We start from the raw sequence: 22,819 nt of genomic DNA, 5'->3' as shown, positions 1-22,819 counted from the left end.
TGCCGGACTTTGGCGATGACCTGCTCGGGGGTGTGTCTGCGTGCCATGATTCGTGAATTTCCTCCTGTGTCCATTCTCGGACACGAAACTCACACAGACACTGGACTTCTACCTGGGGACCCAACCACGTTCACTCACGGGTGCCGGTCCATAAGTCACGCCATCGACCACAAAGGCGACGTCGTGGGCGTAAGGAGCAGTATCCCAGTCGAACCCTTTCGTCTGGGCGGTGCCGTAGACGCGGACCTCAAGACCGGCAGTGATTCAAAAGCGCAAGCGGGGGACATCGGTTGGTTCGATCACGTGCCGGTTGATCAGTGGGGTCGGCGCGACGTCATCGAAGCACGTGGATGTGCGGCTTGTCGGCGGCCGAGCGAGGTGCATGAGAAGTTGGTCGCCGAGTTGCGCTGTGGCGCTGGCGGTACCTCGCGGCGTCGCGGTCTTTGACGTCGTTGTGGGTGCGGGCGCTTCTTGGTGCGTTTCCGCATGGCGCTTCGGATGCGCGGCAGCGTCGTCGGGAGGTCGAGCGGCGGCTTCAGAGGTTGGTGTTCGTGCGAAACAGGGCGGGTCATCACGAGCCGATCCATCAGCGTCTGCTGGTTTCATAGGTGCCGGCCGCTGTCGCGCTCTCTGGGAAACGCATGATAGTGCGGCGTAGGTTCGTGTGACGGCGCTTGTTCGAGCGCATCAGACGCTAGGAGACGCCATGACTTCGCCACACCCTCGAATCGCTACATCAGCCACATTGTTCTGCGCCGCACTTCTGGCTTTGGCGGGGTGCGCGTCAGACAACCCAGCGGATAAAGCGTTGCCTACCAGTGCATCTAGCAGTCAACTTTCGACTAGAACCGCTGCTGCTACGACGTCCAATAGTCAATCCGCGACGACGACTCCTTCCACAGCTCCGCGGGGTGCCGATCGCAGCACACCCATATCAGCGGAGGTCGTCGAGAGTGGGTGGACTCTTTCCGAGAGCGGCACCCAAGTTTCTTACGGTGTCCGTGTCCGCAACACCGGGCCAGCAGCCTCGCAACCGTCGGTGACTGTGACGGCGATCGACGCGAACGGTTCTCCCCTTGAGACAAGCCAGAGCGGGCTCGGCAGCTACGTTGCGGCCGGTGCCGATTCCTACATCGGAGGTACCTTCATAGATTCAGCTGACATCGCTGAACTCGAGATCACCACCGACCCAGGGCAGACTCCCAATCGCTCGCAGCAACCCGTTGTGGTGACAGGCGAAGCAACAATCGGTGGCTATGGCTACTCACCTCGTATAGCTTTGACGGCCCAGTCGAATAGCTCGGAACCGGTCGACTCACCAGCAAGAATCTATATGGTCTTCCGGGACGACAGCGGAACGATCGTCGGCGGCACTTTCGCGTACACGCAGAGCGCGATTCCCGCTGACGGTACCTTGAGGGAAGCGCCATTCATCACTGGATTTGCGCCCGCCGATTCAACCTCAGTCGAGGTCACCATCGCTGCCAGCACCATGTAGACAAAGTGTCACCGTCCGAGGCCAAACTGCACGTCTACCAAGTTACGGCCCGTTAGAGGGAGCCCATGCGGTGCGACGATTCGACTCGCTCCCCTTAATCTCGGACGTAGTCGTTGTATTCGGGACAATAGACGAGCACTGCAAGTCCGACGGAGTCGTTGACCGCCGTTCGTGTGTGGACGCCGAGTGAAAGGAATCTTGAGTAGCAGTCCGTACGCTTGCCCCATGATCGATGAAAACTTTCCCAATTCGCTTCAGGGTGTCCGGGAATTCGCTGCTTTTGCTACGGAAGTCGGACGAGTCGTAGCTTACTTCGGTTTGGCCGCAGCGCATTTCACTCCGATCTACCGCGAACCCGATGTTCAGTCGATCGACGCTATCGATGCAGATGTAGGCAGCGAGTCGGACGTGGAGGGCCCCTTGCTGACTGCTCATCGGCTTGCGAAGTTCTATGTCATCTCCTGCGGTGACGCGCTTCTGTCATGTTGCGAGTTGATCCGCAAGGACCACCCGATGCATATCGGGTCGGCAGCGCTTGCGCGCTCGGCGGCAGAGCATGCATCGAAGGCAATGTTCCTCGCCGATCCTGAGATCGGGTGGAAAGTGCGGGTCCTCCGGACGCACGATTTATTCAAGTCCAGCCTCCAGGAGTACAGATCGTCGAACGACGCCGGGGCGACGAAACTCATCGGCGACTGGAAAAAATGGCGCGCGAGGACCGCATCGGCGTTCAGCGGAGTCGCACGGCAGCCATCGGTTGGAAACAATCGCGCACTGATCGAAAGGTACTTCGCCCACCAACTCGCTTACGACGAGCTCAGCCGACCTACTCATGGGAACGCTACCTGGATGACTCTGGCGGTGATTCAGGAGCAGAAGGGCACGAACTACACATGGTGCGCAACGCTGAGGAACTTCTGCTTTGGCATGGACGTATGCATCGCAGCAAGTGACCGACTTTGCGCGTTCTGGGGTCTGGATCGAGACGAAGTGCTCCGCGTGATGTGTGAAAAACTGTCCATTGAACTGATTACGTGGGACACGCTGAATGTGAAGTGTGAGGCCGTGCGTGTCGGCGTCGATCATCTGTCTGCCAATGTCAGCATAGACACATCGGAGGACCCGCAGCCTGAACGTTGAGTCGGGACCTGCCAAACCAACTGCGTTTTGCTTCTTGCTTGGACACCGCGTAACCCTTTCCCAATGACGTGTCACCGCTGGTGTGCATGTCGAGGTCTTCGGCGATGTCGCGGGAATTGCCCGGCCCACGGCCGCAGCCCTGCCACCAGTCATTTTCTACGACCAGGTCGGCGGTCCGTTTTACGACACCAGCGGCCACGCACATTGGTCGGGGAAGGGCAGGCCAGCCGTCGCCAAGGTTGTATGGCAACCTAGCCCACAGTCGGAACTTGGTGACCGCTCCGCAGCCGACTGGATCGCCGACGGCCGCCCCTCGACGCAGCTAAAACTGGCGCGGGCCGGCGCCCACGGGTGGGGAGCGTGAGTCTGGGGGCACTCTTTGCTCCGTGGTTGTCAACTGGGACAGGCGCCAATTCCCGGTTCGTAAACGCTCGCCGCGGCTTCGCCGCTCTTCGCGGCCAGCGCAGCGCGAACTATTCGTGGTAGTCGTTGCGTTCCGGCCGCAGCCGCTTTGACCTGCACCTGCCGCCAGGCACCAGCTACGCCACGTCCGACGAGTTCACCGCGCTTGGCGAGACCGTTGGTGCCACTTGGGCGGTCATGACAACTGGGTCGGATCGCCTTTACAAGCGCTAGCCGCAAAATAACTACACAATCCGGATATAGCGACCAGTAACTCGGTGAACCTACATCCGCAGGTGGGCGGTCCATTCAGTGTTTATGGTGTCTGCCGAAGCGACAGCTGCACGTGCTTTCGTTGATCGTCGAAGCCGACCACGACGCCAGTGAGTCGCTGCCCTTTGCTGAGAACGTCCGACGGCTTTCCCACCCGCGTAGTTGAGATCTGCGAGACGTGGATGCTTGCGTCGACTCCGCCAGGAAGTCTCGCGTAGGCAAAGTGCTCATTTAAGCTAAAGATCTCGGCGGCAACCGCTGAGCCGATCGGGGTGGTGGCCTTGAATGCTGGGTACGGCTCAGGCAGCAGCGCCTTTATCGACAGCTCGACCCGCCGGCGCTCGTCGTCGAACTTGAGGACCTTGGCTCTGAGGCTGTCGCCCTCACCAAACCTCGACGATGCGTCGTCAACGTGCGAATGTTCAAGCTGGCTGACGTGTAGGACACCGGAACTTCCGTGCGCGTGAACCACGTTCACGTGCGTCTTCGACGCGCGAGTGACAGTAAAGTCTGCGTCGACCCCCACTCGGTACTGACGCTTAAAAACTTCGTATGGCTCTGGAAGGAGGGCTTTCACAGACAGTTCCAGTTGCCGTTTCGCGTCGTTGAACCTAATCAGCCGAGCCGTGAGGACTGAACCTACAGCGTAGATAGTGGTGGCGTCATCAGTTCGCTGCCAGCGCAAATTACTGACGTGGACGACCGCGTCGATCGCTCCGACTTTAAAGTTCACGTGTGACGCCGTAACTCGGTCGACATCGCCGGTCAACGTTTCGCCCAGGTTGTGCTGACCCTTGAACTCGTCGTAGGGGTGGGGGAGTGTTCGCTTCCGCGATAGGTTCACCCTGCGAGCGCGTTTGTCGAAGCTGAGGACTTCCACCTCGATGGCGGCGCCGGTATCCAAGAAGTCTGCAGCGCTCCCTAACCTTTTGTGGTCGAGTTCAGAGATATGGATCGATCCATCCAAGTTGTCGCCAAGATCTATGAAGACGACGCCATCAATGCTGCCGCTGACGGTGCCTGTTACCCGCGCTCCTGGCGGGTAGCGCCGCTCGAAGGCCTCGAAAGGATCAGGAAGTAGTGCTTTGGCTGATAGCCGCGGTCGTCCCGGTGAATTAGGAATATCGACAACGAGGCCACGCAGCGTGTCTCCAAGAGCGACAACCTGATCGGGGTGTCTGATCCGGTTGGCCCACGATAACTCGCCCAGCGGTATGAACCCCTCGACGCCGCCGTCGAGGTCTACAACAACGCCACTAGTGCCAATGGATTTGACCTCGCACTCGACCATGCTGTTAACCGGGTGCGCCATCGAAAATTCGGCGCGTTGCGCTTTTAGCTGCTCCGCTGGGGTTGACTCCTCAATATGTACTGTCGCGCGCAGTTCAAACGGTTCCGTGAGCGTGCCTGCAATGAAAGGGGTGCGGTCATCGACGCGGAGATGATGGGTGCGCGCCCAGAATGACCACACCTCATTGGGCCAGTCTGGGTCGTCGCTGAGTCCGACAAGCGCTGCAGCAGCGGATCGGGAAAGCGGCCTCTCGGTTTTAGCAAGCACCGCTGTACCGGGAGGTGCGAGTTCGTCGTCCCAAGTTAGGTCTTTGTTGGCTTTAACGGGTCCAGCGTTCGATGTGGGTGTATCGCCGACGTGGCTCCTGCGCGGTCGCTTTGAATCATTCCGTCCCTTCGTGCGGTTCTCGTCTGGAACCCCGTTGATCGTCAGCTGGCCAGCTTGCTGGGCCCTGATTGCAAGTAGGCCTTCGACACTGAGGCCACTGACGTCCAGACTCGCGCGATCGCTTTGCAGTTTGACCATGACTGGGTCGCCTTCGGCGGGTTGGTAGTCTGCGCTGGAGTCTTCGGCTCCGCAGGTCCCGTCGAGACTTTCATCGCCATCAGGCCGGGGTTTCACGTAGAAGTCGAATCTGTGAGTGATCCCGAGTTCGCTATCTTGATGAAGTAGACGAGCGGTTATGTAACCGTTGGCATTCACGGGTGTATCGAAGACCGCGCTGTAGACTCTTTCCCTTCGTTGATTGCGTCCGCGCTGTTGCAGGACTTCGTTGCTTGCACCGCGGCCAAGCTGCGCCTTTGCCCAGTGCTGGTGTAGAAGCTCTAAGAGGGTGATAGTCAACGTTCCCTCGGCGCGCGCGGGGACGACCGTTGCCTTGACGACGCTGTCGAGGGTCAGATTCTCCAAGAGGCCAGAGTTACCTCGATCGAGACTGACCGCAATCTCGCGCCGTCGAATCTGCTCGTTGGCGTATCGACTGCGGGCCTCGGCGAGAATGAAACGTCCTCGGTCGTCTACTCGATCGAAAGCGCGCAAGAAACCGCCGTGGTGTCTGAGGACTTGTCCAACTCGGACGTCCACCGGGTCGCCCGCATCCAGGTCTGGGTGCTGACCGGCGTTGCTGTTCTCGCCCCGACGCCAATCAGGCCGAATCGTCACGAGGAACCCGTTGTCGTCGCGTGCATACCCGGTCACCTCGTACCAACCGGCGGACTCAATTGATGCCTCTTCAAGCTGGACCCGCGGTGTCGAAGCGTCAAACCCACGGGTGGCGTGTTTTCTCCACCGGGCGAGGAGATCTTCGCGCCTGCCGGGCAGAGTTGGACTGCTCTGCCGCTCGCAGTCCTCTGGTCGGTCGTCGCGGCACGGGAAGCACTGGGCGCAGGCTTGTAACATCCCAGTGTTTAGTTCGGCCCGGAGGAGCTCGGCCTGTTCGCTGCGTTCGTCGTCGTAGCCACGCCGCTGGTCGAGGTGGATCTCGGTGGCGATGTCGTCCCTAGAGCTCTCCTCGACCATCGACAACGGCCGCGAAGGTCTGCCGCGCCCTACATCGTTGCCCCGTTCTTCCCTTGACTTTGGCCTCGGGAACGGCGTGAAAGGCGCAGCAACTATTCTAGCCGTCGTCGTCCCCTCACCGGCGTCCAGTTCAAGTTGGACACGCTGACCAACCGGCCAGGCTTGGATGTAGTGGAGCGCCTCGTTCTTGGTTGGATCGGCGGGCGCGTACTTAGACGCTGCGATCACCATCTGCATAGCGTCAACGATGCTCGATGGCTGCTCTTCGTCCGGCTTAGTCATAGCCCATTCCTGGGCTATGACTAGCGATGAGATCCTGTTGTCTAGCCGAGACTCACGCCGCCGCAAAGCGACGATGTGCTCTGAGCGCGGCTTGAAGAGCGAGTCCTCTTCGAGTACGAATGCACGAGACGCGTGCGTAGGTGTGGATGGCGTACTCGAGGCGTCGCTAGTGGGCGAGTCAGAGTTGGGTAATCCGATAGAGGCATCAGCTGCCTGTTTGACGACTAAAGAGGGTGCGCTCGCCGCCACGTAGACGTTTTCAGACCGTCGGACGAAGGCGTAGGCAGCCATCGCTCGGGTCAGTGCTCCACGGGCTCGGTTGATTAGGGCCGGTTCGATGAACCGCTTGACTTCCTCCTTCATAGCGGGCGAGAGAGCGGCGAGAACGTCCCTGCGCTTCTGGGCGGCGTCTAAGAGCACCGCGTGATTGACCCACCACTGACGTGCCCAGTCCTGACGCGCGATCGAGTCCTCCCAAGGTGCCCGGCCTGGATCGGACCACTCCCACGCTGCGCTGATGAGCAGCACAAGTTCTGCTTCGTCTTCGCAGAGGGTGGCGAGCCCGCGATGACGCTCGGCGGCCTCTAGACGCCAATCGTCGGGCCAGTCAGAGTCGTCTGATAGGAGGCCGCTTTGACCGATAAGCCGTGTGTCTTCTAACAACGCGATAGCGGTCGCGACTTCCGGCACACAGGCCAGTCGATCGGCGTACATGATTGCTAATGCGCTTGAGGTTGACCCCAGTCCATGGAATCGAGCCAGTTCTTTCCCGAAGGATGTGGGGTGGCCTGCTTTGTCAACGGCACCACTGGCACGCAGCGCGTGGTCTGCGCGGTGCAGTTCCCTTACAAAGACATCGCTTGCCTGCCTTGCCTCTTCATCGAGCTCAACCGCGGTTGGCTGGAACGCGGCAGGCCAATCGAACCCGAGTACATCGTCGATCCCGCCAGTCTTGGCTGTCATGACGAGCGCTTCGAGGTTGTCCCGAGTAGATCCGGGCGAAGTGTCTTCGGCGAGGTCGAGAAACTGAGCTTTTGTGTATAACGGGAACACCCAGCCGGGCTCTTTGCGCCCGACTCGGCCCCACCTCTGCATGATTCCCGCCTGACTGTGCGGCTTGGTCGGAATACTCCCCTGCGCGAGTTCTGGGTTCCACTCGGATTGGGCGATGATTCCGCTGTCAACGACGAATCGGACACCTTCAACGGTTAGCGACGTTTCAGCGAGGTTCGTTGAGATGACGATCTTGCGAGGATCTCCCATCTTTCGTTTGGCGAGGGCGCGCCTCTGTTGATTCTTCGGCAGGCTGGAAATTAATGGGAAGACCTGGTCCTTGTAAGCTCGGCCAAGCGAGCGTTCGATCTCCTCGCACACAGTTTCAATTGTTCGTTTCGTAGGGAGAAACCCGAGGACGTCTCCATAGATACCGGCTTCGTCCAGGCCGCGAGCAAGCTTGATGACGAACTTAGCCATCTCGCCCGGCATCCTGTCCCTCCACTCGTCGATGGGGATTTTTCCGCTGAACCGCAGTTCTGAGATCAGCCGCGTCGTCTCCCAGACGTCTTCGACAAATCCATCGTCTGCCTTGTCGGCGACATCGTCCGGGTACCGTAACGGCTCAGCGAACTGCGACTTCCAGTGAGTTCTAACGAAGTCGACCTCGTCCCGCGGAGCCCCAGCGGTAAGTGGAAGTGCGGTATTGCTCCATCGAGCAAGCACATGATCTTCTCCTTCCTCCGGCGCGTCGAGGTTGGGGAAGAACGGCATTCCGTAGCCAAACGTCTTCTCTGGTGGAATGTCCATGACGTTGGTATTCGCCGGACCTCCGAAGTACTCAAGGTAGAAGTCTGTGTTGAACGTCGCAGAGGTCACGATTACGCGTAGATGTGGGTATCTCGGAAGCTCGCGCTTCAAGTAGCCCATGATGAAATCGATATTGGTACTACGTTCGTGGGCTTCGTCGATGATCACTGTTCCGATTCGGCTCAGGCGACCTTCGCGGAGCCAGTTGATCATTGTTCCGTCGGTGACATAGATCAGCTCGCAGGCTTCGTCGTGGTTCCTGTCCCCGGACACCTGGTAGCCCACGGGGTAGCCAGGGCCAACGCCGCCAGCGCCCGACATTACGCCTCCAACGAAGGAGGCCACTCCCATCGCTGCCTGCACGCGCGGCTCGGTGACGATGATCGGACCCAGTTCGGTCAGTTTGGCGAACGCCGCGCCGGCAGGGACGTTTCTCAGCGTGTCAGGCGGTGGATCCATCAGCCGGTAGGGCGCGAACGTCGACTTTCCGGTTCCAGTACCGGCTTTGAGGATAAGAACCTGCTTCTCGCGAAGCTTTGTGACCATCTCCAGAACATGTTCATCGGTCATTCCAACTCGGACGGTTTCGAGATCGTAGCTCGTTCCCTCGACCTCTTCGTGCGTGGCGGGAAGAGGACCAAGGCCGCCGAGAGGTCCTGTCGGATTCGCGCGGTCCGCGACTTCGCAGACCGTCGTCAGATCAATATAGGCAACCGCCAATCCTTGGATGTCGACACGATGCCTTGCCCGATGGTCCTTGCAGCGGTCCGACCGCGACCCACCTCGTTCAACAAGGTTGCGTGCCCAGTTCTCGTTGTAAGTCGCCTTTTCCAGGCGTGTTCGTAGCTTCGCGCGTAGCTTCTTGAGTTCGGTTTTGCTCGCCCCGCGACTTTGACAAAGCGCAAGCTCCTTTTGGAGCCCGTCGACCTCTCGCTCGCAGTCCTTGCAGGCAAAGGACCTCATGTGCGAGGCCGACATACCGCGTTTCGGCTTTTCGTTACTATTTACGCCATCCACATGGTCCCCTTCCGGAAGGTGCTGGTCTCGATGACGGGGCTCTGGCCTTGGGCTGAGTCAACGTCCCGACCACCCGCGCAGTCCACGTCGCCGTTGGGGCTGCGTGGATTTCGGTCGCCACGTCCCGAGCCCGCGCTTACCCCGGGCTTGTTACCCCCCTCCGTAGAGGTCTTCTTCGGGTTCGGCGCTGCCACGTAGTACATCGGTTGTACGGATACCGAGCCCGGAAACATCATTAGGTGGGTCGTTAAGGCGCGGTAGAAGCCGACGACTGCTGTCTCAAGGCCTGTTTGGTACATGCGCAATCGCACGTGAGTCTCGTTCCGACAGAGTTCGCCAAGCTGCCGAAGGCTAATGTCGTACACGAGGTCATCTGTCAGTGCAGCAGGTCGAGGTCGGGAGATCTCTGCATTGCGGAGCCAAGCGCCGTTCACTACCGCATCCATTTCGGTGTGCCTGATCGACAAGAGCGCGAACCGCAGATCCAACGACGCCGGCGGCAGGTTGTCGAGAATCGGCAACGCACGCAATGGGAACGGATGGGCAGACTTGGAGCCGTCACGGTACTCAACGGGCGCGTTGGTTTTGGATGAGCCGGGCTGGGAGGCGACGAACTCCCTCAGAATTTCAGTGACGATTGCGTGGTTGATGCCGCTCGGTGAGATGGGCACACGTCGGTCTGTACCGGGGTTGAGAGCTTCTACGATCTGAGCACGGAATCTTGCTTCGACTGCTCGCCCGCCGAAAACTCCACTATCCGCAGCCCACGTCTCGGCGGGAGCATCTGCTCCGCCGAGAAATGCCGCAGCGGTATCCCCCGGTGCGTAGGAGGCAGCGAGAAGGACTGGGACGAGTCCCTCTGAGACAAGGCCGCTAGCGGCGTCGACGATGTCGGCGGAGAGTCCGGATGACCAGTTTCCAGAATCTTGGCCGAAGAGCATCGTCGGCCCGCAGTGGGGGAGAGCAACTGAGATCCGTCTGCCATCGAGGTGGCTCATCGCCGCCAGTTCAAGACGTGTGGCAAGTGCTTCGAAGCGTGCTATGTCGACCCGGTCACCGGGCTCAGCCTTGCGAGCACGATCTGAGGCGGAGCGAATGTCATTGACCAGGCTATTGGTCCACGGATCGTTGGGTAGCCCGATCACCCACGCGCGCTCGGTGCTCATCCCCGGGAAATCCTTGACTTCAGAAGCCGGTCCTCTACGGACTTATCGATGTCGGCGAGGCGATCGGGGCACCTCAACACACGAATCTGCGACGGCACCTCACCCTTAAGTTCAGTATCCGCAGGGGTCAGGATCGCCGAATCGCCAGGCACGTCGGCTTCGACGATCTCGCGAACTATCTCAGCGCTGATTGCGCTACGGGGGAAAACAGTGAGTGTCTGGACGCCCGCAGCAAGGAATGTCCACGGGACGGGCTCGGACGGGTCGAGACCGGTTAGCGTAACCGCGCCCACCTCGGGCCTGAGCTCCCAGCTAATTCCCTTCGTGCGGTCCTCGACCACGCGCACGACTCCGCATCCGCCAGTTGCATTGTCAGTGGCGTTCAGCCGACGAAACAGCATGCCAGTGGTCACCGCACCTCGGCAGATCTCAGCCTCGGCTTGCCGCGCGAACCGGTCGGTCCACTGGGCACCGCCGCTCAGGATAGAGGTAGTGCGTCCGGTAGTGGCAAGTATGTAATCCATCTCGATCTCGCGCCAGACTTGGGAGAGGAGTAGGAAGCAGATCCGCTCCGGAGCGATTCCGCGATTGTGTACAGCATCACTCACGCGTCCTCGCAATCCGTCGGGCATAGGAGTAATCGCTAGGAAGAGGTCGCGGGCTTCTCGGGGGCTGATCGTGGCCGGATCGTCAGAGCCAAGTGATACGCCGACGGCCCGACCGAATCGCCGCAGGCTTGCCGGCACCGCCTTCTCCGGGTGCCCATCTAGGTCGAGCGGACGACCCTTGTGGACGATTCGAGCCTTTCGGTCGAATCGAATCTCCATCGTGCCCCCACTTTGAAAGGCATCGCAGAGTGTAAGAGCTGCGAGGGCACGGTTCCCCTCGTGGGTTGCGACGTGTGGGAGCTCGCATGTTTGCCAAGCAGGGACAGTGAGCCCGTCGAAGCTGGAGTCGTGGGCTATCGCCCCCAGTGCAACAATGACGTTTTGACACGCGATTCGCACTGGACGAACGACGAAGTCGCGCGGACGCTTCTCCTTTCTCAGATGACTTAACTCGTATGCGGGTCCTATCTGATCGAGGACACGCCGGAGTCCGACTGGCCTCGCAGCGAGTTCCTCATCGAGAGAAGCGACGTAAATTAGTGGATCGATGTCGAGCAACCGAAGTTGTAGTCTCGGCGGCACCTTTGACAGATGCAGACGGTAGACGTGCCCTTCGCGAGTTCCAGGGATGGCTGCGTCAACGGCTACGACAGCGATGCTGTCCTCGTCGATTAGGCAGAGTGGTAGAAGCGAACCGCGCCAATCCGAAGGGATCAGATGGAGGGCTTCGGCAAGAACGTGCGAGGTCCCAAATCCTTCAGGCGCAAGGAGTAGTTCCCGCACAGGTTGCTTCCACTTGGTCGCGTACACGAACGGGAGCTGATCGGTCGCCCGATTCAGAGGCAATGCGTCGCTCATTGATGACTACTGCAACGAGCGTAGAATTTCGGCCAAGGCAAGCTCGGCGTCGCGAACTTGATTTCCATCCGGGGATTCAAGTTCGATCTGCGAAGACCGCGTCTTGTCACGCCGATTAGTAATCTCCAAAGTGACTTTACCCTCGGCCTTGTGAATGACGTGAACGTGCAGTTCCGGGTTGTGGGTCTGGTGTCCGTCCGGACCGACGAAATAGTCGACTTGCCCCTCTGCTGACCGCGACTGAAACGCCTGACGCGATCTGCTGCCGTCGATGCTCACGGCAGGGAGGCGATGAGCGGCGACGGTTGCCTCGACCTGAGCCTTAGCAAGTGCAGACGCGGCGGTCTTAACAGACGAGGGTTGCGACGAAAGGTAGTCGCGACTGACGTGGTTGTTGCCGCAAGCCATATTTTTCCCCCGATACTGAACCCGCCCCTCAGGCCCTGTTGGGTTTAATCATGCCAGTTGATTCTCAATCGTGTGCGCTATGCACGGGACTTGTTGAGTTGTCCAGGATGTGACAGGTCAGTTACATCCTGCGCACCTGTTCAAGCTCTTTCGGGAACACAAGCGGAGACTTCGCAGGAGAGTCCCTAGGCTGTCTGCGTCCCAGTGGTCACAGTTCTAGAAGTGACCGGTTGGATTCGTTGGTTTAAGTGCAGAAAGTGCCTTGACTGCCAGCTGCGGCGATCCGCCTAGAGAGGAAAGCACATCTCCAGACTCCGCAAGGCAACGGGCTGCGGAGAGCAGCTCCGGGTTGCGGAGCGCGTATGCCGCGGCTGTCTTGCTCGCCTGACTGGGCCGCCTCAACAGGGAGCGGGTCAAGGGGAGGATTTCCGCGAGCGTGGCCCACTCGATGCCGACCGGGCTCACCGCGGCGAGGATCCTATCGTCGCCGTACCCGACCGATTGGAGCAAAGAGTCGCAAGCTGGGTCATGGCCCAGATACTCGACTCTGCCGGTCCGAACGATCTCCGCGGCTCCGATGCACATCTCGCATGGACTGAGCGTCGTATAGAGCACGCCGCCATTTGCCGAGCCCCCGGCCCTGAGCAACGCATTAATCTCGGCGTGAGCTAATGGGCTATCGAACAAGATGTCACTCTGGGATGCTCGTTGGCCGACCGAGTTAGTGCCAACAAGCGGCATAAGTTCAGTGTTCGAGACGACAGCCGCAGCGACTCCGTACCCGCCGGTCTCGAATGACTTCCACGCAAAACCCATGAGGTGGGCCCAGAGTGGACCGGCGTCAACTGAATTTCTCAACACTCGCCCTCACTTGCGCCCCGAACAAAGCGATACTTTGTCGAATTTCGTTGACGTCCAGGTCTCCGAACTGCATTTGGAGGCCCATTACGCCGACGCCATAGGCGTCAACTGTTCGTCGAACTTGCTCGATGGCCGTTGAGGGGCTACCGCAGATTATACCGCCGTACCCAAGCCTTGCAGCCAAGCCGTCGTACCCGGAAGTACCCACCTGCTTGCCACCGAAGTAGGTGTTGGTGAGGGCTTGCTTCTCCTTTTCGTAGGTGCCGGTCAACATTGTGCGCTGGTAAGCCAAGCCTCGGTCTGCGACCTCATACGCTTCCTGGTCGGTAGGAGCGATTACGCAGGGCAAGCTGAGGCAGAACGACGACGCCGCCGGTTCCCATCCGCTCATTTCCGCGAGATCAATGTAGGTGCGCTTTGCGCTGCGGAAGTTCTCTAACACATCTTGGTTCTTGACATAAATCTCGGCCATTACGGCGCGGTGGGCCACTGCCAGCGCGATTGACTCGTGAGACTTGCACGACATAACGAGCTCTGGCTGGTGCAGTGGCTGGGGCCAGATAGAAATGGATGGATAGCTGAAGTGGTGCCCCTCCCAAGTGAACGGGCCTTCGTGCGTCCAGGCCTTTCGCACTAGGGCTATGCCCTCAGCGAGTTTGCTGCGTGAGCCTTCGCTGTCGAGCCCGTATGCTGCGAAGTTTTGGGGAACGCCACGCGGGAAACCTGCGACAAGTCGCCCGCCCGAAAAGACGTCCAGCCATGCGTATTCCTCGGCCACGCGGATTGGGTTGAGCAACGGGATGGGATTGCCGAGCACGGCAAGCGACGCTACGGATGTGCGAGCAGCAACGGCGCTGAGTAGCAAAGTTGGGTTGGGCACGACCCCATACGCATTCATGTGCTCCTCGCCGACTCCAAGCCACGAGAATCCTGCCGCCTCGGCTTCTACGAGGAGATCCACGGATTCTTGGAGAAGGTGACGCATTTGCTCGGCCGTTAGCCCCCTGTTGCTGTGTGGGAACGACCCGAACTGACGTTCCAGGTGCGGCCACGGGACCGAGGTGTAATAGAGATACTTCATCGCGCCCACTTCCGTAGGAGAGACTCGGTAGGCGGTGTTGCGCGCCGATGCCGCACCATCTTCAAGGCTCTCAGGTCCACTTCATCGCGCCTTCGAGCGTGGATCGCCGATCGAAGAACCGAATGGAGGCGGAAATAGTAACCGGCAATGGCCCGTGTGACGTCATCGTTGCTCGGCCGCTCTGTCGCAAATTCCATGTACGACTCAAACAGCTCATCAGAGCCGCCAATCCAGGGCCCGAGAAGCTGCTCCGACCAGATTAGGTCGATCCATCGCGCTCCCCAGCATGCATCGCCCGCGTCAATGATGCGAACCGCGCCAACATCGTCAATGCAGAGATTAAATGCGTCACAAGCACACGAAATCAGGCACGTCCCATCCGCGCGTGCCGTTGCCTCGTGCAGTGTGACCAACCATCGTGCAACCTGCCGCGACACATCCCAATCGGTGCACGGCCGTCTCGAGGCAACAGATTGTCCCGGAACGTACTCAGTAAGGTGGATGCCAGTCGGTGAGCTGGCCTGTTCGGGGCGGAGCATCTCCGAAAGGTGACGGTCGCTTGCTGCTACTGCGTGGATTTGCCGGAGATTTTGCGACTGAATTGCGTCTTCAACGACCCGCAGCTTTAGCGAAGTGGTCAGTGTCTCAACCCGATACACCGGTGTGGAGCTGTGCGAGGGAAGCTCCTCCAACCGACGAACCGGCTTGCCCGCCACACGCAGGTCAGGAACGCGCGAAAGGATGTAGCACGCTTCCCGTAGGAGTTCCTTAGTGGTCTGGTGCCCCCATATGATGCACGTCGGCCCGTCGGACACTCTCGCTCTCTCATCGTTATCGACGTGCAAGGCGATGCCTTCGGAGTAAAGGAAGTCGGGCTTGAGTTCCATAGCGCAGGAGTGGACGGGTGAATCAGCAATCTCAGGGATGCATTCGCGCAGCCAAGCGGTGATGTCCGGGGCTTGAGACGACGGGCGAGCTGTGAGCACTTCGACTGTGGCGAAGGTGCTAAGGAATCCCACCAGACTGCGGATACCGGGTCTTGGGCGGGCCGACGCAACTGAGAGCGCGGAGATGAGCAGGATGTGGCCGTCCAGGCCGTCGAGCTCGGGGGATGTCCATGGCTCCGTCAGTACGCCGTCGAAGTCGACAGTCACTCGCATAGTGAGTTCCATGCCTGTGCAACGGAATTGGCTATTTGCACAGGATCGTCAGTAGGACCGACTGGTAGCTGAATGGCACAAGCCACGAGCCGCCGTGCATTGGGACAATCTCGGGCCCACTGGCCAGTAATTTGATGTTCGGTGCCGGGCCGGTAGCGGAAGCGAACGGGGTCGGTCTCGATTCCGGCCACTCGGAGTGCGAGGTGCAGGCGACTAGCCTTGACCTGGTCGTCAACGAGGACCACGAGGTTGTAGTAATTGGGGGCACCGATGTGACCGACCTCCCGCTTAAGTGGTGCCGGCAGTAGTTGGTACAACAATGCGGCCTTGGCCCGTCGGGTCGAGACCTCTGCGGCGAATGCGCTTAAACGCGTCAGTCCGACGGCAGCGGTGAACGCGGACGGTTTGAAGTTTCGCGCGGAATGAATTCCGTCGAGATTAGATAGTCTTGAGTAGCGGCGGATGCTGTCGGCCAGCTCAACAGAATGAGTGAGGATAAACCCCCCCTCCCCGGTCGATAGCAGCTTCATTCGGTGGGTTGAAAAGCAACCGATAGCTCCAAGCGTGCCCACTGACTTTCCTGCAACGGTCGACCCATGTGCGTGGGCGGCGTCCTCAATTAGCGGCACTCGCGCCGCAGCTAAAAGGGACGCCACCTCCTCCTGATGTGAAAGCGGGTACCCCCAGAGTGCAACCTCGACCGCAGCTGCGCAATCGGGGTTCTTGTCAAGTTGGACCGCGAGGTCTGCTGGATCCATGCCAGGACTGTCGACGACGGAATCTACGAACGCGATCCGCGCACCTGAGGCAATGATCGGCATAAGGGTAGGCAGTGGGGCTGCCGCCGAAACCAAAACAGACCGCCCTGGCGTGACGCCGACAGCGTAGAGAGCGGTCTCGATTGCCGCGCTGCCTGAGTTGACCGCCACCGCCTGAGGCGCATCGAAGGTAATGGCCAGTGCTTCTTCATATTCTCGGACGAGCTGTGAGCGCCCAGACGAGTCAGGGTCGTTCAGTGCCCTCACTAGGTACTGGAGGTCTACCGAATGGGTCGTCAACCTCGACCGCCCCGGAACACGAATCGTACAGACACAGGAGCCGAGGCAGGGTTGCGAAGGCGGTCATAGGCGGTCAGAGCCTCGTCGAAATGCACAACTTCAACGCCCATGGCACCGAACGGGAACGCGCCGGTTTCGATCAGCCGGAGAGACTCGAGTATCAGACGTTCGAGATCCCACCGGGGGGCCTCTCGATGGACACACCCGTTGACTGTCATGGACGACAGCAGCGTGATTCTGTTGCGGTGGAACTCATGTCCGAGTACGAGTTCCGAGTCCTGATTGCCATAGGACGACACGCATACGACTGAACCGTGTGACCGGACTGTCCGGACTGCCTGGTTCAATGCTGCATAGGACCCAGTCGCTTCGATGACAACGTCAGGACGCCGGCCGGAATCTTCCAGCAAAACACTTGCCGAAGAGATGTTCGGGTCGACGGTCTGAAAACCCAAAGTCTCGGCCACCAAGCGTCTCGCTGCGCCGGGTTCGATGAGCGTTACGGAGGCGGCACCAGCGCGCTCAAGCAAGAGTGCGCTGAGCAAGCCAATCATCCCCCCGCCGAACACTGCGGCATGGTCGCCGAGCAGAGGACGTGCGTCATGGACTGCCCCCAAAGCGATGCGCACGAGGGGTAGATACGCGGCGTGCCAGATCGGGTCGACGTTAACCTTCCGAATTGGCGGGGGATCTGACAGGTCGATGACCAGCGAGTCCTGGTGTGCCGCATCAATCCAACAATGCTCACCAACCGTGAACCTGTCGTCGGCACCCGGTCCCACTTCGGTAACCCGCCCAACGAACTGGTAGCCAAGACTGACCGGGTACAGACCGCCGTTATCGGCTCGTGGTGCCAGCAGTCGGCGCGCAGCGTCCCAGCTAAAGCTTGATCGAGGAGCCCGGCCGTCGACGAGCATCAATTCAGTCCCACCGCTGACCGCTGTAGCCACTGCTTCGAAGCGGACTTGGCCCTCGCGAATGTCGTGTTCGCCCACTTCGTCGAACCCCAGCTGGCCTGGTCCCCGCACGACTAACCGCTTCGACAACCGTCCCCCAGTGTCCTCGTTCACACGTGTCGTGAACACCATAGTAGTTTTTTCCGCGCGTGGCTGGCCAACCTTGTGGGGACAACTTGGTGAGAATTCACGGGCGACAATTTCGTGAGAAAGTCCAGGTCGCGCATGACGGCGAAGATGAGAACCTACAAGTGATGTCGTGATGCGCGATGATTGGTGACGGTCGGGCTGGTGCGGCCGTGCGTCACGTGCTGAAACGCGCACTGCGAGCGTCCAACAGTGATCGGTTGAGTGAGCCTAATAAGGAGCGTTGTGAGCACCCTTGGTAGCTTCATCTGTTTGATTACCGACGAACGGCGGCACCCCTACCGGCCGAACCACTACTGCGACGTGATCCTCCCGCTCACGATCCTGCGCCGCCTCGACTGCATCCTCGATGAAGCATGAGCGATCGAAAAGCCACAGTGCCGGATGAAGTAGTTAAACGGTTGGATCCAACCAAAGACACCCTGGCAACGGTGTACCTCTACTCCGGGAACCAATGTGCGTTTCCGGACTGCGGCACCGCGATGTTCCAAGATGGCCAGTACGTCGGCGAACTCTGCCATATAGAGGCAGCTATGACGGATGGTGAACGGTTTAACCCAAACTCGACGAATGAGGAACGTCGGCACGAGTCAAATTTGATGCTGATGTGTGGAATCCACCACCGAATTTCGGACAATGTCGAAAAGTATCCGGTCGAGCGCATGCGCGAGCTAAAGAGCGATCACGAGCGGCCGTTTCGCATGGGCTTTAACAACATGCTCCTGGAGGAAATCCTCGACCGCTCCGCGGCGGACATTCTGGTTCCAGCGAAGACTACGGCCGCGCTGTGCGACTTCTTTTTATTAGGATTGAATGTCGAAGAGGCACAGGACAGTGTGCGGTACTGGCGCGAGTTCGGCGAGGTCCTAGCTGGTGTGACTAAAAATGCCCGGATGCTGCTAGCTGTAGCGATCAAGTACGCACACCGGAATCGGGATTGGGGGTTGACCGTTCCAGAATTGAGTCGACGTACTCAGGAGTCGGAAGCGCGGATAGGTGAGTTGGCTGTAGAACTGGAACAGAGTGGAATCGCTCATACGGCCTTTGATCCTGAATGGTACGAACATTCTGTTTCAGTGTTCGTAATTAGTTCAAAGTTCGACGAACAGCTGCGGACCTTAGTCGACTACGCGGTCGGTGTCGCAATTGACCCGACGGAGATTGTCGGCAAACTTCGATTTGATCTGCTCGATTGAAGCGACCTCTATCCGTTGCCGTGATCGTGCACGAGTTCGTACAGCTGAGAAATGTTGTGCAGAAACCATTTACATGATCTGTGATGGTAGTCCGGCACGGTTTGAGATCCGTCTTGGTCGTCCTCAGAATCCTCGGCGGTGCGCCTCCGACCAGCAGATCCCCAACGTGCCGAAGCGGTGCGGATCCTTCGAAGAGATGCCCTCAGCAGTGTCTGCGACCCGCTCGCCCGGACGTCCTGCGTTCGAGCGGTGGCCGGGTGGATGATCAGGTGATAGCGACCGTCCTCGAAGGTGGCGCGCGAGGACCGCATCGGCGTTCAGCGGAGTCGCACGGCAGCCATCGGTTGGGAACAATCGCGCGCTGATCGAAAGGTATTTCGCCCACGAGCTTGCGTACGACGAGCTCAGCCGACCCACTCATGGGAACGCTACTTGGATGACTTTGGCGGTGATCCAGGAGCAGAAGGGCACGAACTACACCTGGTGAACCGTCCCGGGTTTGATGCCGCTTCGTTCTTTGTGAAGGATGAAGCGTATGTCGAAGCGTTACCCGGCTGAGCAACGTGAGCGTGCGGTGAAGATGGTCCTCGACCATCTCCACGAGTACAACTCCGTGTACGGCGCGTGCAAGGCGATCGGACCGAAACTGGGCGTCGGCGCGGAGTCACTGCGGCTCTGGACACGCCAGGCTCAGATTGATGCCAATCGAGCTCCCGGTGCGACGACCGAAGAGCAGCAACGTATCATGGTGCTCGAGCGTGAGAACCGAGATCTCAAGGAAGCCAATGAGATTCTGAAGTCGGCTTCGATTTTCTTCGCGAGGGAGCTCGACCCTCGCCGCCGCAGATAGTCCAGTTCATCGATCAGATGCGTGCACAGAACTACCGGGTCGAGTCGATCTGCCGCGTGCTCACCGAGCACGGAGTACAGGTCGCCCCACGCCCGTACCGCAACTGGAAGACCGCACCACCGTCGGCTCGCACTGTCTCCGACGCCTACCTCACCGCCGCTCTCCGTGACACGGTCGGCGAACCGGAAGAGCTCTACGGTCGCCGCAAGATGTACCGCCACCTACGCAGGAAGGGCCATCACGCGGCCGCCTGCACGATCGACCGCCTGATGGGCGACGAGGGTATGTCCGGCGTCGTTCGAGGCAAACGGCACCGCACCACGATCCACGGCGGCAAGAACTCCACCCGGGCCCCTGACCTGCTCGACCGTGACTTTACGTCCGAGTCCCCGAATCGGAAGTGGGTCACCGACTTCACCTACACCAGAACGTGGGCGGGGTTCGTCTATGTCGCGTTCGTCATCGACTGCTTCTCGCGAGCGATCGTCGGTTGGCACGCCTCGACGGTCAAAGACACGGCGATGGTCACCACGGCGCTGAAGATGGCCCTGTGGCGACGCGATCACGGTGGGCACCGCGTCGGCTCGGGGCTCATTCATCACAGCGACGCCGGCAGCCAGTACACGTCGATTTCGTTCGCGGAAACGCTTGTGCTGGAGGGTATTGCGGCATCGATCGGCAGTGTCGGGGATGCGTACGACAATGCGTTGGCGGAGAGCACGATTGGGTTGTTCAAGACCGAGGCGGTATCGAAGCGGAGTCCGTTCCTTACCGGGCCGATGAAGACCATCGACGATGTCGAGTTCGCCACGATGGGATGGGTCGACTGGTTCAACCAACGCCGCCTCCACAGCACTCTCGACTACCTCACACCGGACGAATTCGAGGAGGTCTACTACAGTCAAGAATCGGCACTCCGCCCGGAGATGTTGCAAGCGTAGGAGCGGCACGAAACCCGGGACGGTTCACAACGACGGTGAGACGGCCAGCTGGCAAAAGGCTTTGAGTGTCATCAACAGAGCGGCGAACGCGGCGGGCCTTGATCCAGACGATCTGGCTGCGGTGAGGGCCACACTGAAGCAGTGGCGCAAGGCTCGTGCTCGTCTCAACGAGAAAGCCGCTCCAACAATGATCGCCGAGCGGCTGAATAAGAACCTCAAGCCCGAACATCCGTTGCCGCTCAAAGGTGTGGTGCCAGAGGACTTGATCCGCAAGTTCAACTACGGCGACACACTCCACTGGGGAGACCAGCGCGAGAAGCTAGCAGACCTGACCAACGGTGACCCGTTCAACGAGCGGTACCACAAGTACTGCTGCCAGCTGACTATGAGTTCCCTGAGCCACTACTACTTTGGGTTCGCCGTGTTGGTGGCGGCAGCACTAGGCGTACCGGAATTGGGGCAGGAAGAGTAAGGCTCCGCGTGGGGCGGCCTACTCTGTAGCGGGCTTCTGAGGCTTCGTGCTCTTTATCATCACGTGAACCCCATACACGCCGTACACCAGAGCGAGCACCGTCCCAAACGCCAGCGCGTCGTCCTGGCGATCTTCAGGAAGGTTGCTGCCCGCGACCGTTATTACCGTCGCGAGTGAAAACAAGAGCAGCACGATCGCGGCCTGCTTGGCGATCCTCAACGATTTGAAGCGTGCGCCTACCTTTGCGAACGTCCCCTCGCTGATGAGTCCGTGTTCGACCATGGACTGCTCGATCGACTCATAGGTCTCTTCGAGTTCGGGGTGCTCGTCGAGGAAGCCCTCGAACGCCTCTTCGTCGACGTCGTCCAGCGCTGAGAAGTCGAAGTCGTCGAAGATCTTGGTTCCCTGAAATCCGACGCGAAAGCTCTCCATCACAGGGGCCATCGTCTTCGCGTACGTCTCCGCAAAGCTGTTCACCTGTAGGTTCACCGCTTCGATGCTCTTGATGGCGTTGGTGATACCGGGAGACATCAACAAGTTCTGCGCGAACTGCCTGGTGTCGACGCTCTTGTTGATCACGTCGGCCATCGCGTTGACGATCTCGGGGGAGATCACCGAGTCGACGGCGTATTGAGTTTGTGCCGAGTTGAACATCGCCTGCACGGCGGGCGACGAGGCGAACTGCTCGGTCACCGAATTGACCTGGTCCATGGACGCGATGATGCGCCCGAGTCCTGGTGCAAGTACGTCTGTCTTGTATCGGCTGACCTCGGCCAACGAGGCCATTGCAGGAGCCATCTGCTTGAACATCTCATCGCGATGACTGCCGAACGCGTTGGCGGTCTGCGCCAGGCTGGACATCGCACTGACCATGTGGGGGTCGAGATAGTGCTGGGGCATCTGAACTGCTGCTGAGGCTGCGGTTTCGCGCATCTTTCGGATGCTCTCAGCGTCGTACTTGTCCGACGGACTCATGTCGGCCCCCTTCGCTAGCCGTTGAGTGCCAGTCTACGGAGGAGGTACGACAGATGGTGGGCGCGGATCATTGTGTCGAGCGGGGGTTAGTCGTCCTCGTGACCGTTGTAGACGAACTGGAACTGCTGCCGTGGGTCGACGGTGCAGTCGCTTTTTGCGGCGGTGGATCGTCGTGGTGTGTTGGGGCGCGTGGTGGACACACCTGGAGTGATCGGTATTCGAGCGTGCCGCGAGCGTGTCACTATTCGGTGCAATCGGGGGTGGATCGACATGTACTGCCGTGCACGTAACTCGCTGGTCAGGGGCGGTGCAGTATGTGCAGGTGGGTCCATCGAAGTATGACCAATCTAGCTGGGGGTCAAGTGGTCGCAGGTTCAAATCCTGTCAGCCCGACACATAGCAGTGCACAAGGCGGCTCCGAAAAATTCGGGGCCGCCTTTTTTCGTCCTCAACAGAGCTCGGTTCCGCTCGGATCCTGCGAATCGGGACTTCCAGATCGATCCTTGTCGGCACCGATCGAGCCCTGGCACCGATCGAGCCCTGGCGGCGTCGATCGGCTGCGCTGCTGTTCAACGATTCCGACCGAGCGGGTCCTGTCGGATGCTGTAGAAGTAGGTGTCGTCGTCGAGAGTCTGCGCCGGGTGGGCCGGTTCAGCCTGTGTGCGGGCGGCGTGCTGTCGACGAACGAGGTTATTGCCTGGGAATCGGGGTCGCTGAGAACATCCCGCATCGCTTCGTCCAATCGCGGTTGCTTGTCGAGTAGCGCTGCTCGACAGGCAGCCATGATGATGTCGGCATCCGGTAATGCAGTGCGACGAGTCGACCTCGACGGTGATACCACCGGCCCGGCCGACACCA

At 59.7% G+C, this 22,819-nt stretch carries 16 protein-coding genes; 6 read left to right on the top strand and 10 right to left on the bottom strand.

Going from position 1 to position 22,819, the window contains the following annotated elements; all coding sequences use genetic code 11:
- Positions 1-1,045 precede the first annotated feature (1,045 nt).
- Positions 1,046-1,498 carry a hypothetical protein gene (locus J1M87_RS03620; protein ID WP_206487895.1) on the top strand — a complete coding sequence of 151 codons (453 nt, stop codon included), beginning with the start codon at positions 1,046-1,048 and terminating at the stop codon, positions 1,496-1,498.
- Positions 1,499-1,723: 225 nt separating this feature from the next.
- Positions 1,724-2,638 (top strand): hypothetical protein, encoded by a 915-nt coding sequence (locus J1M87_RS03615; RefSeq protein WP_206487893.1) that lies wholly within the window; start codon positions 1,724-1,726, stop codon positions 2,636-2,638.
- Positions 2,639-3,356: 718 nt separating this feature from the next.
- Here the strand turns inward: J1M87_RS03615 and J1M87_RS03610 are convergent.
- The 9 genes from J1M87_RS03610 to J1M87_RS29230 form a co-directional block, all read right to left on the bottom strand.
- Complete coding sequence (locus J1M87_RS03610) at positions 3,357-9,170, bottom strand: S1 RNA-binding domain-containing protein (RefSeq protein ID WP_206487892.1); 5,814 nt, start codon at positions 9,168-9,170, stop codon at positions 3,357-3,359.
- A 41-nt stretch (positions 9,171-9,211) separates the two neighbouring features.
- Positions 9,212-10,390 (bottom strand): hypothetical protein, encoded by a 1,179-nt coding sequence (locus J1M87_RS03605; RefSeq protein WP_206487890.1) that lies wholly within the window; start codon positions 10,388-10,390, stop codon positions 9,212-9,214.
- Positions 10,387-11,856 carry a hypothetical protein gene (locus J1M87_RS03600; protein WP_206487888.1) on the bottom strand — a complete coding sequence of 490 codons (1,470 nt, stop codon included), beginning with the start codon at positions 11,854-11,856 and terminating at the stop codon, positions 10,387-10,389. Before J1M87_RS03600 ends, J1M87_RS03605 begins: the two co-directional genes overlap by 4 nt.
- A gap of 6 nt (positions 11,857-11,862) precedes the next feature.
- Complete coding sequence (locus tag J1M87_RS03595; RefSeq protein ID WP_206487886.1) at positions 11,863-12,135, bottom strand: hypothetical protein; 273 nt, start codon at positions 12,133-12,135, stop codon at positions 11,863-11,865.
- Positions 12,136-12,480: 345 nt separating this feature from the next.
- Positions 12,481-13,080, bottom strand: coding sequence for a deaminase (locus J1M87_RS29385; protein WP_206487884.1), 600 nt, complete (start codon positions 13,078-13,080; stop codon positions 12,481-12,483).
- A 25-nt stretch (positions 13,081-13,105) separates the two neighbouring features.
- Positions 13,106-14,206, bottom strand: coding sequence for an LLM class flavin-dependent oxidoreductase (locus tag J1M87_RS03585; protein ID WP_206487882.1), 1,101 nt, complete (start codon positions 14,204-14,206; stop codon positions 13,106-13,108).
- Positions 14,203-15,360, bottom strand: coding sequence for a hypothetical protein (locus tag J1M87_RS03580; RefSeq protein WP_206487880.1), 1,158 nt, complete (start codon positions 15,358-15,360; stop codon positions 14,203-14,205). Before J1M87_RS03580 ends, J1M87_RS03585 begins: the two co-directional genes overlap by 4 nt.
- On the bottom strand, positions 15,357-16,391 hold the full coding sequence (locus tag J1M87_RS03575; protein WP_206487879.1) for a DegT/DnrJ/EryC1/StrS aminotransferase family protein: 1,035 nt from the start codon (positions 16,389-16,391) through the stop codon (positions 15,357-15,359). The genes J1M87_RS03580 and J1M87_RS03575 overlap by 4 nt, the downstream gene beginning before the upstream one ends.
- A 29-nt stretch (positions 16,392-16,420) precedes the next feature.
- Positions 16,421-17,419 carry a zinc-binding alcohol dehydrogenase gene (locus tag J1M87_RS29230; RefSeq protein ID WP_206487877.1) on the bottom strand — a complete coding sequence of 333 codons (999 nt, stop codon included), beginning with the start codon at positions 17,417-17,419 and terminating at the stop codon, positions 16,421-16,423.
- A gap of 333 nt (positions 17,420-17,752) precedes the next feature.
- On the opposite strand from J1M87_RS29230, the gene J1M87_RS28485 reads away from it, so the two are divergent.
- From J1M87_RS28485 to J1M87_RS03555, 4 genes are all read left to right on the top strand, one after another.
- On the top strand, positions 17,753-17,887 hold the full coding sequence (locus J1M87_RS28485; RefSeq protein WP_241256307.1) for a type I restriction-modification system subunit M N-terminal domain-containing protein: 135 nt from the start codon (positions 17,753-17,755) through the stop codon (positions 17,885-17,887).
- Positions 17,884-18,723, top strand: a complete 840-nt coding sequence (locus tag J1M87_RS03565; protein WP_206487875.1) for a hypothetical protein — start codon at positions 17,884-17,886, stop codon at positions 18,721-18,723. Before J1M87_RS28485 ends, J1M87_RS03565 begins: the two co-directional genes overlap by 4 nt.
- A 535-nt stretch (positions 18,724-19,258) precedes the next feature.
- Positions 19,259-20,514, top strand: a protein-coding gene (locus J1M87_RS03560) for an IS3 family transposase (protein WP_206487873.1) whose coding sequence is annotated in 2 segments (ribosomal slippage) — positions 19,259-19,532 and positions 19,532-20,514 — 1,257 coding nt in all. Because the reading frame shifts where the segments join, the coding sequence is not laid out codon by codon here.
- A gap of 61 nt (positions 20,515-20,575) precedes the next feature.
- Positions 20,576-20,986: a hypothetical protein gene (locus J1M87_RS03555; protein ID WP_206487871.1), complete on the top strand. Its 411-nt coding sequence runs from the start codon at positions 20,576-20,578 to the stop codon at positions 20,984-20,986.
- A gap of 18 nt (positions 20,987-21,004) precedes the next feature.
- Here J1M87_RS03555 and J1M87_RS03550 read toward each other — a convergent pair whose 3' ends face one another.
- A complete protein-coding gene (locus J1M87_RS03550; protein WP_206487869.1) occupies positions 21,005-21,961 on the bottom strand; it encodes a hypothetical protein in 957 nt (318 codons plus the stop codon).
- Between the last annotated feature and the right edge of the window lie 858 nt (positions 21,962-22,819).

Origin of the sequence: Rhodococcus sp. KRD162, from assembly GCF_017168335.1 — a bacterium.
GTDB lineage: Bacteria > Actinomycetota > Actinomycetes > Mycobacteriales > Mycobacteriaceae > Rhodococcoides.
Note: the sequence above shows the minus strand (reverse complement) of the source record. Positions and strands in the feature narration are given on the sequence as shown.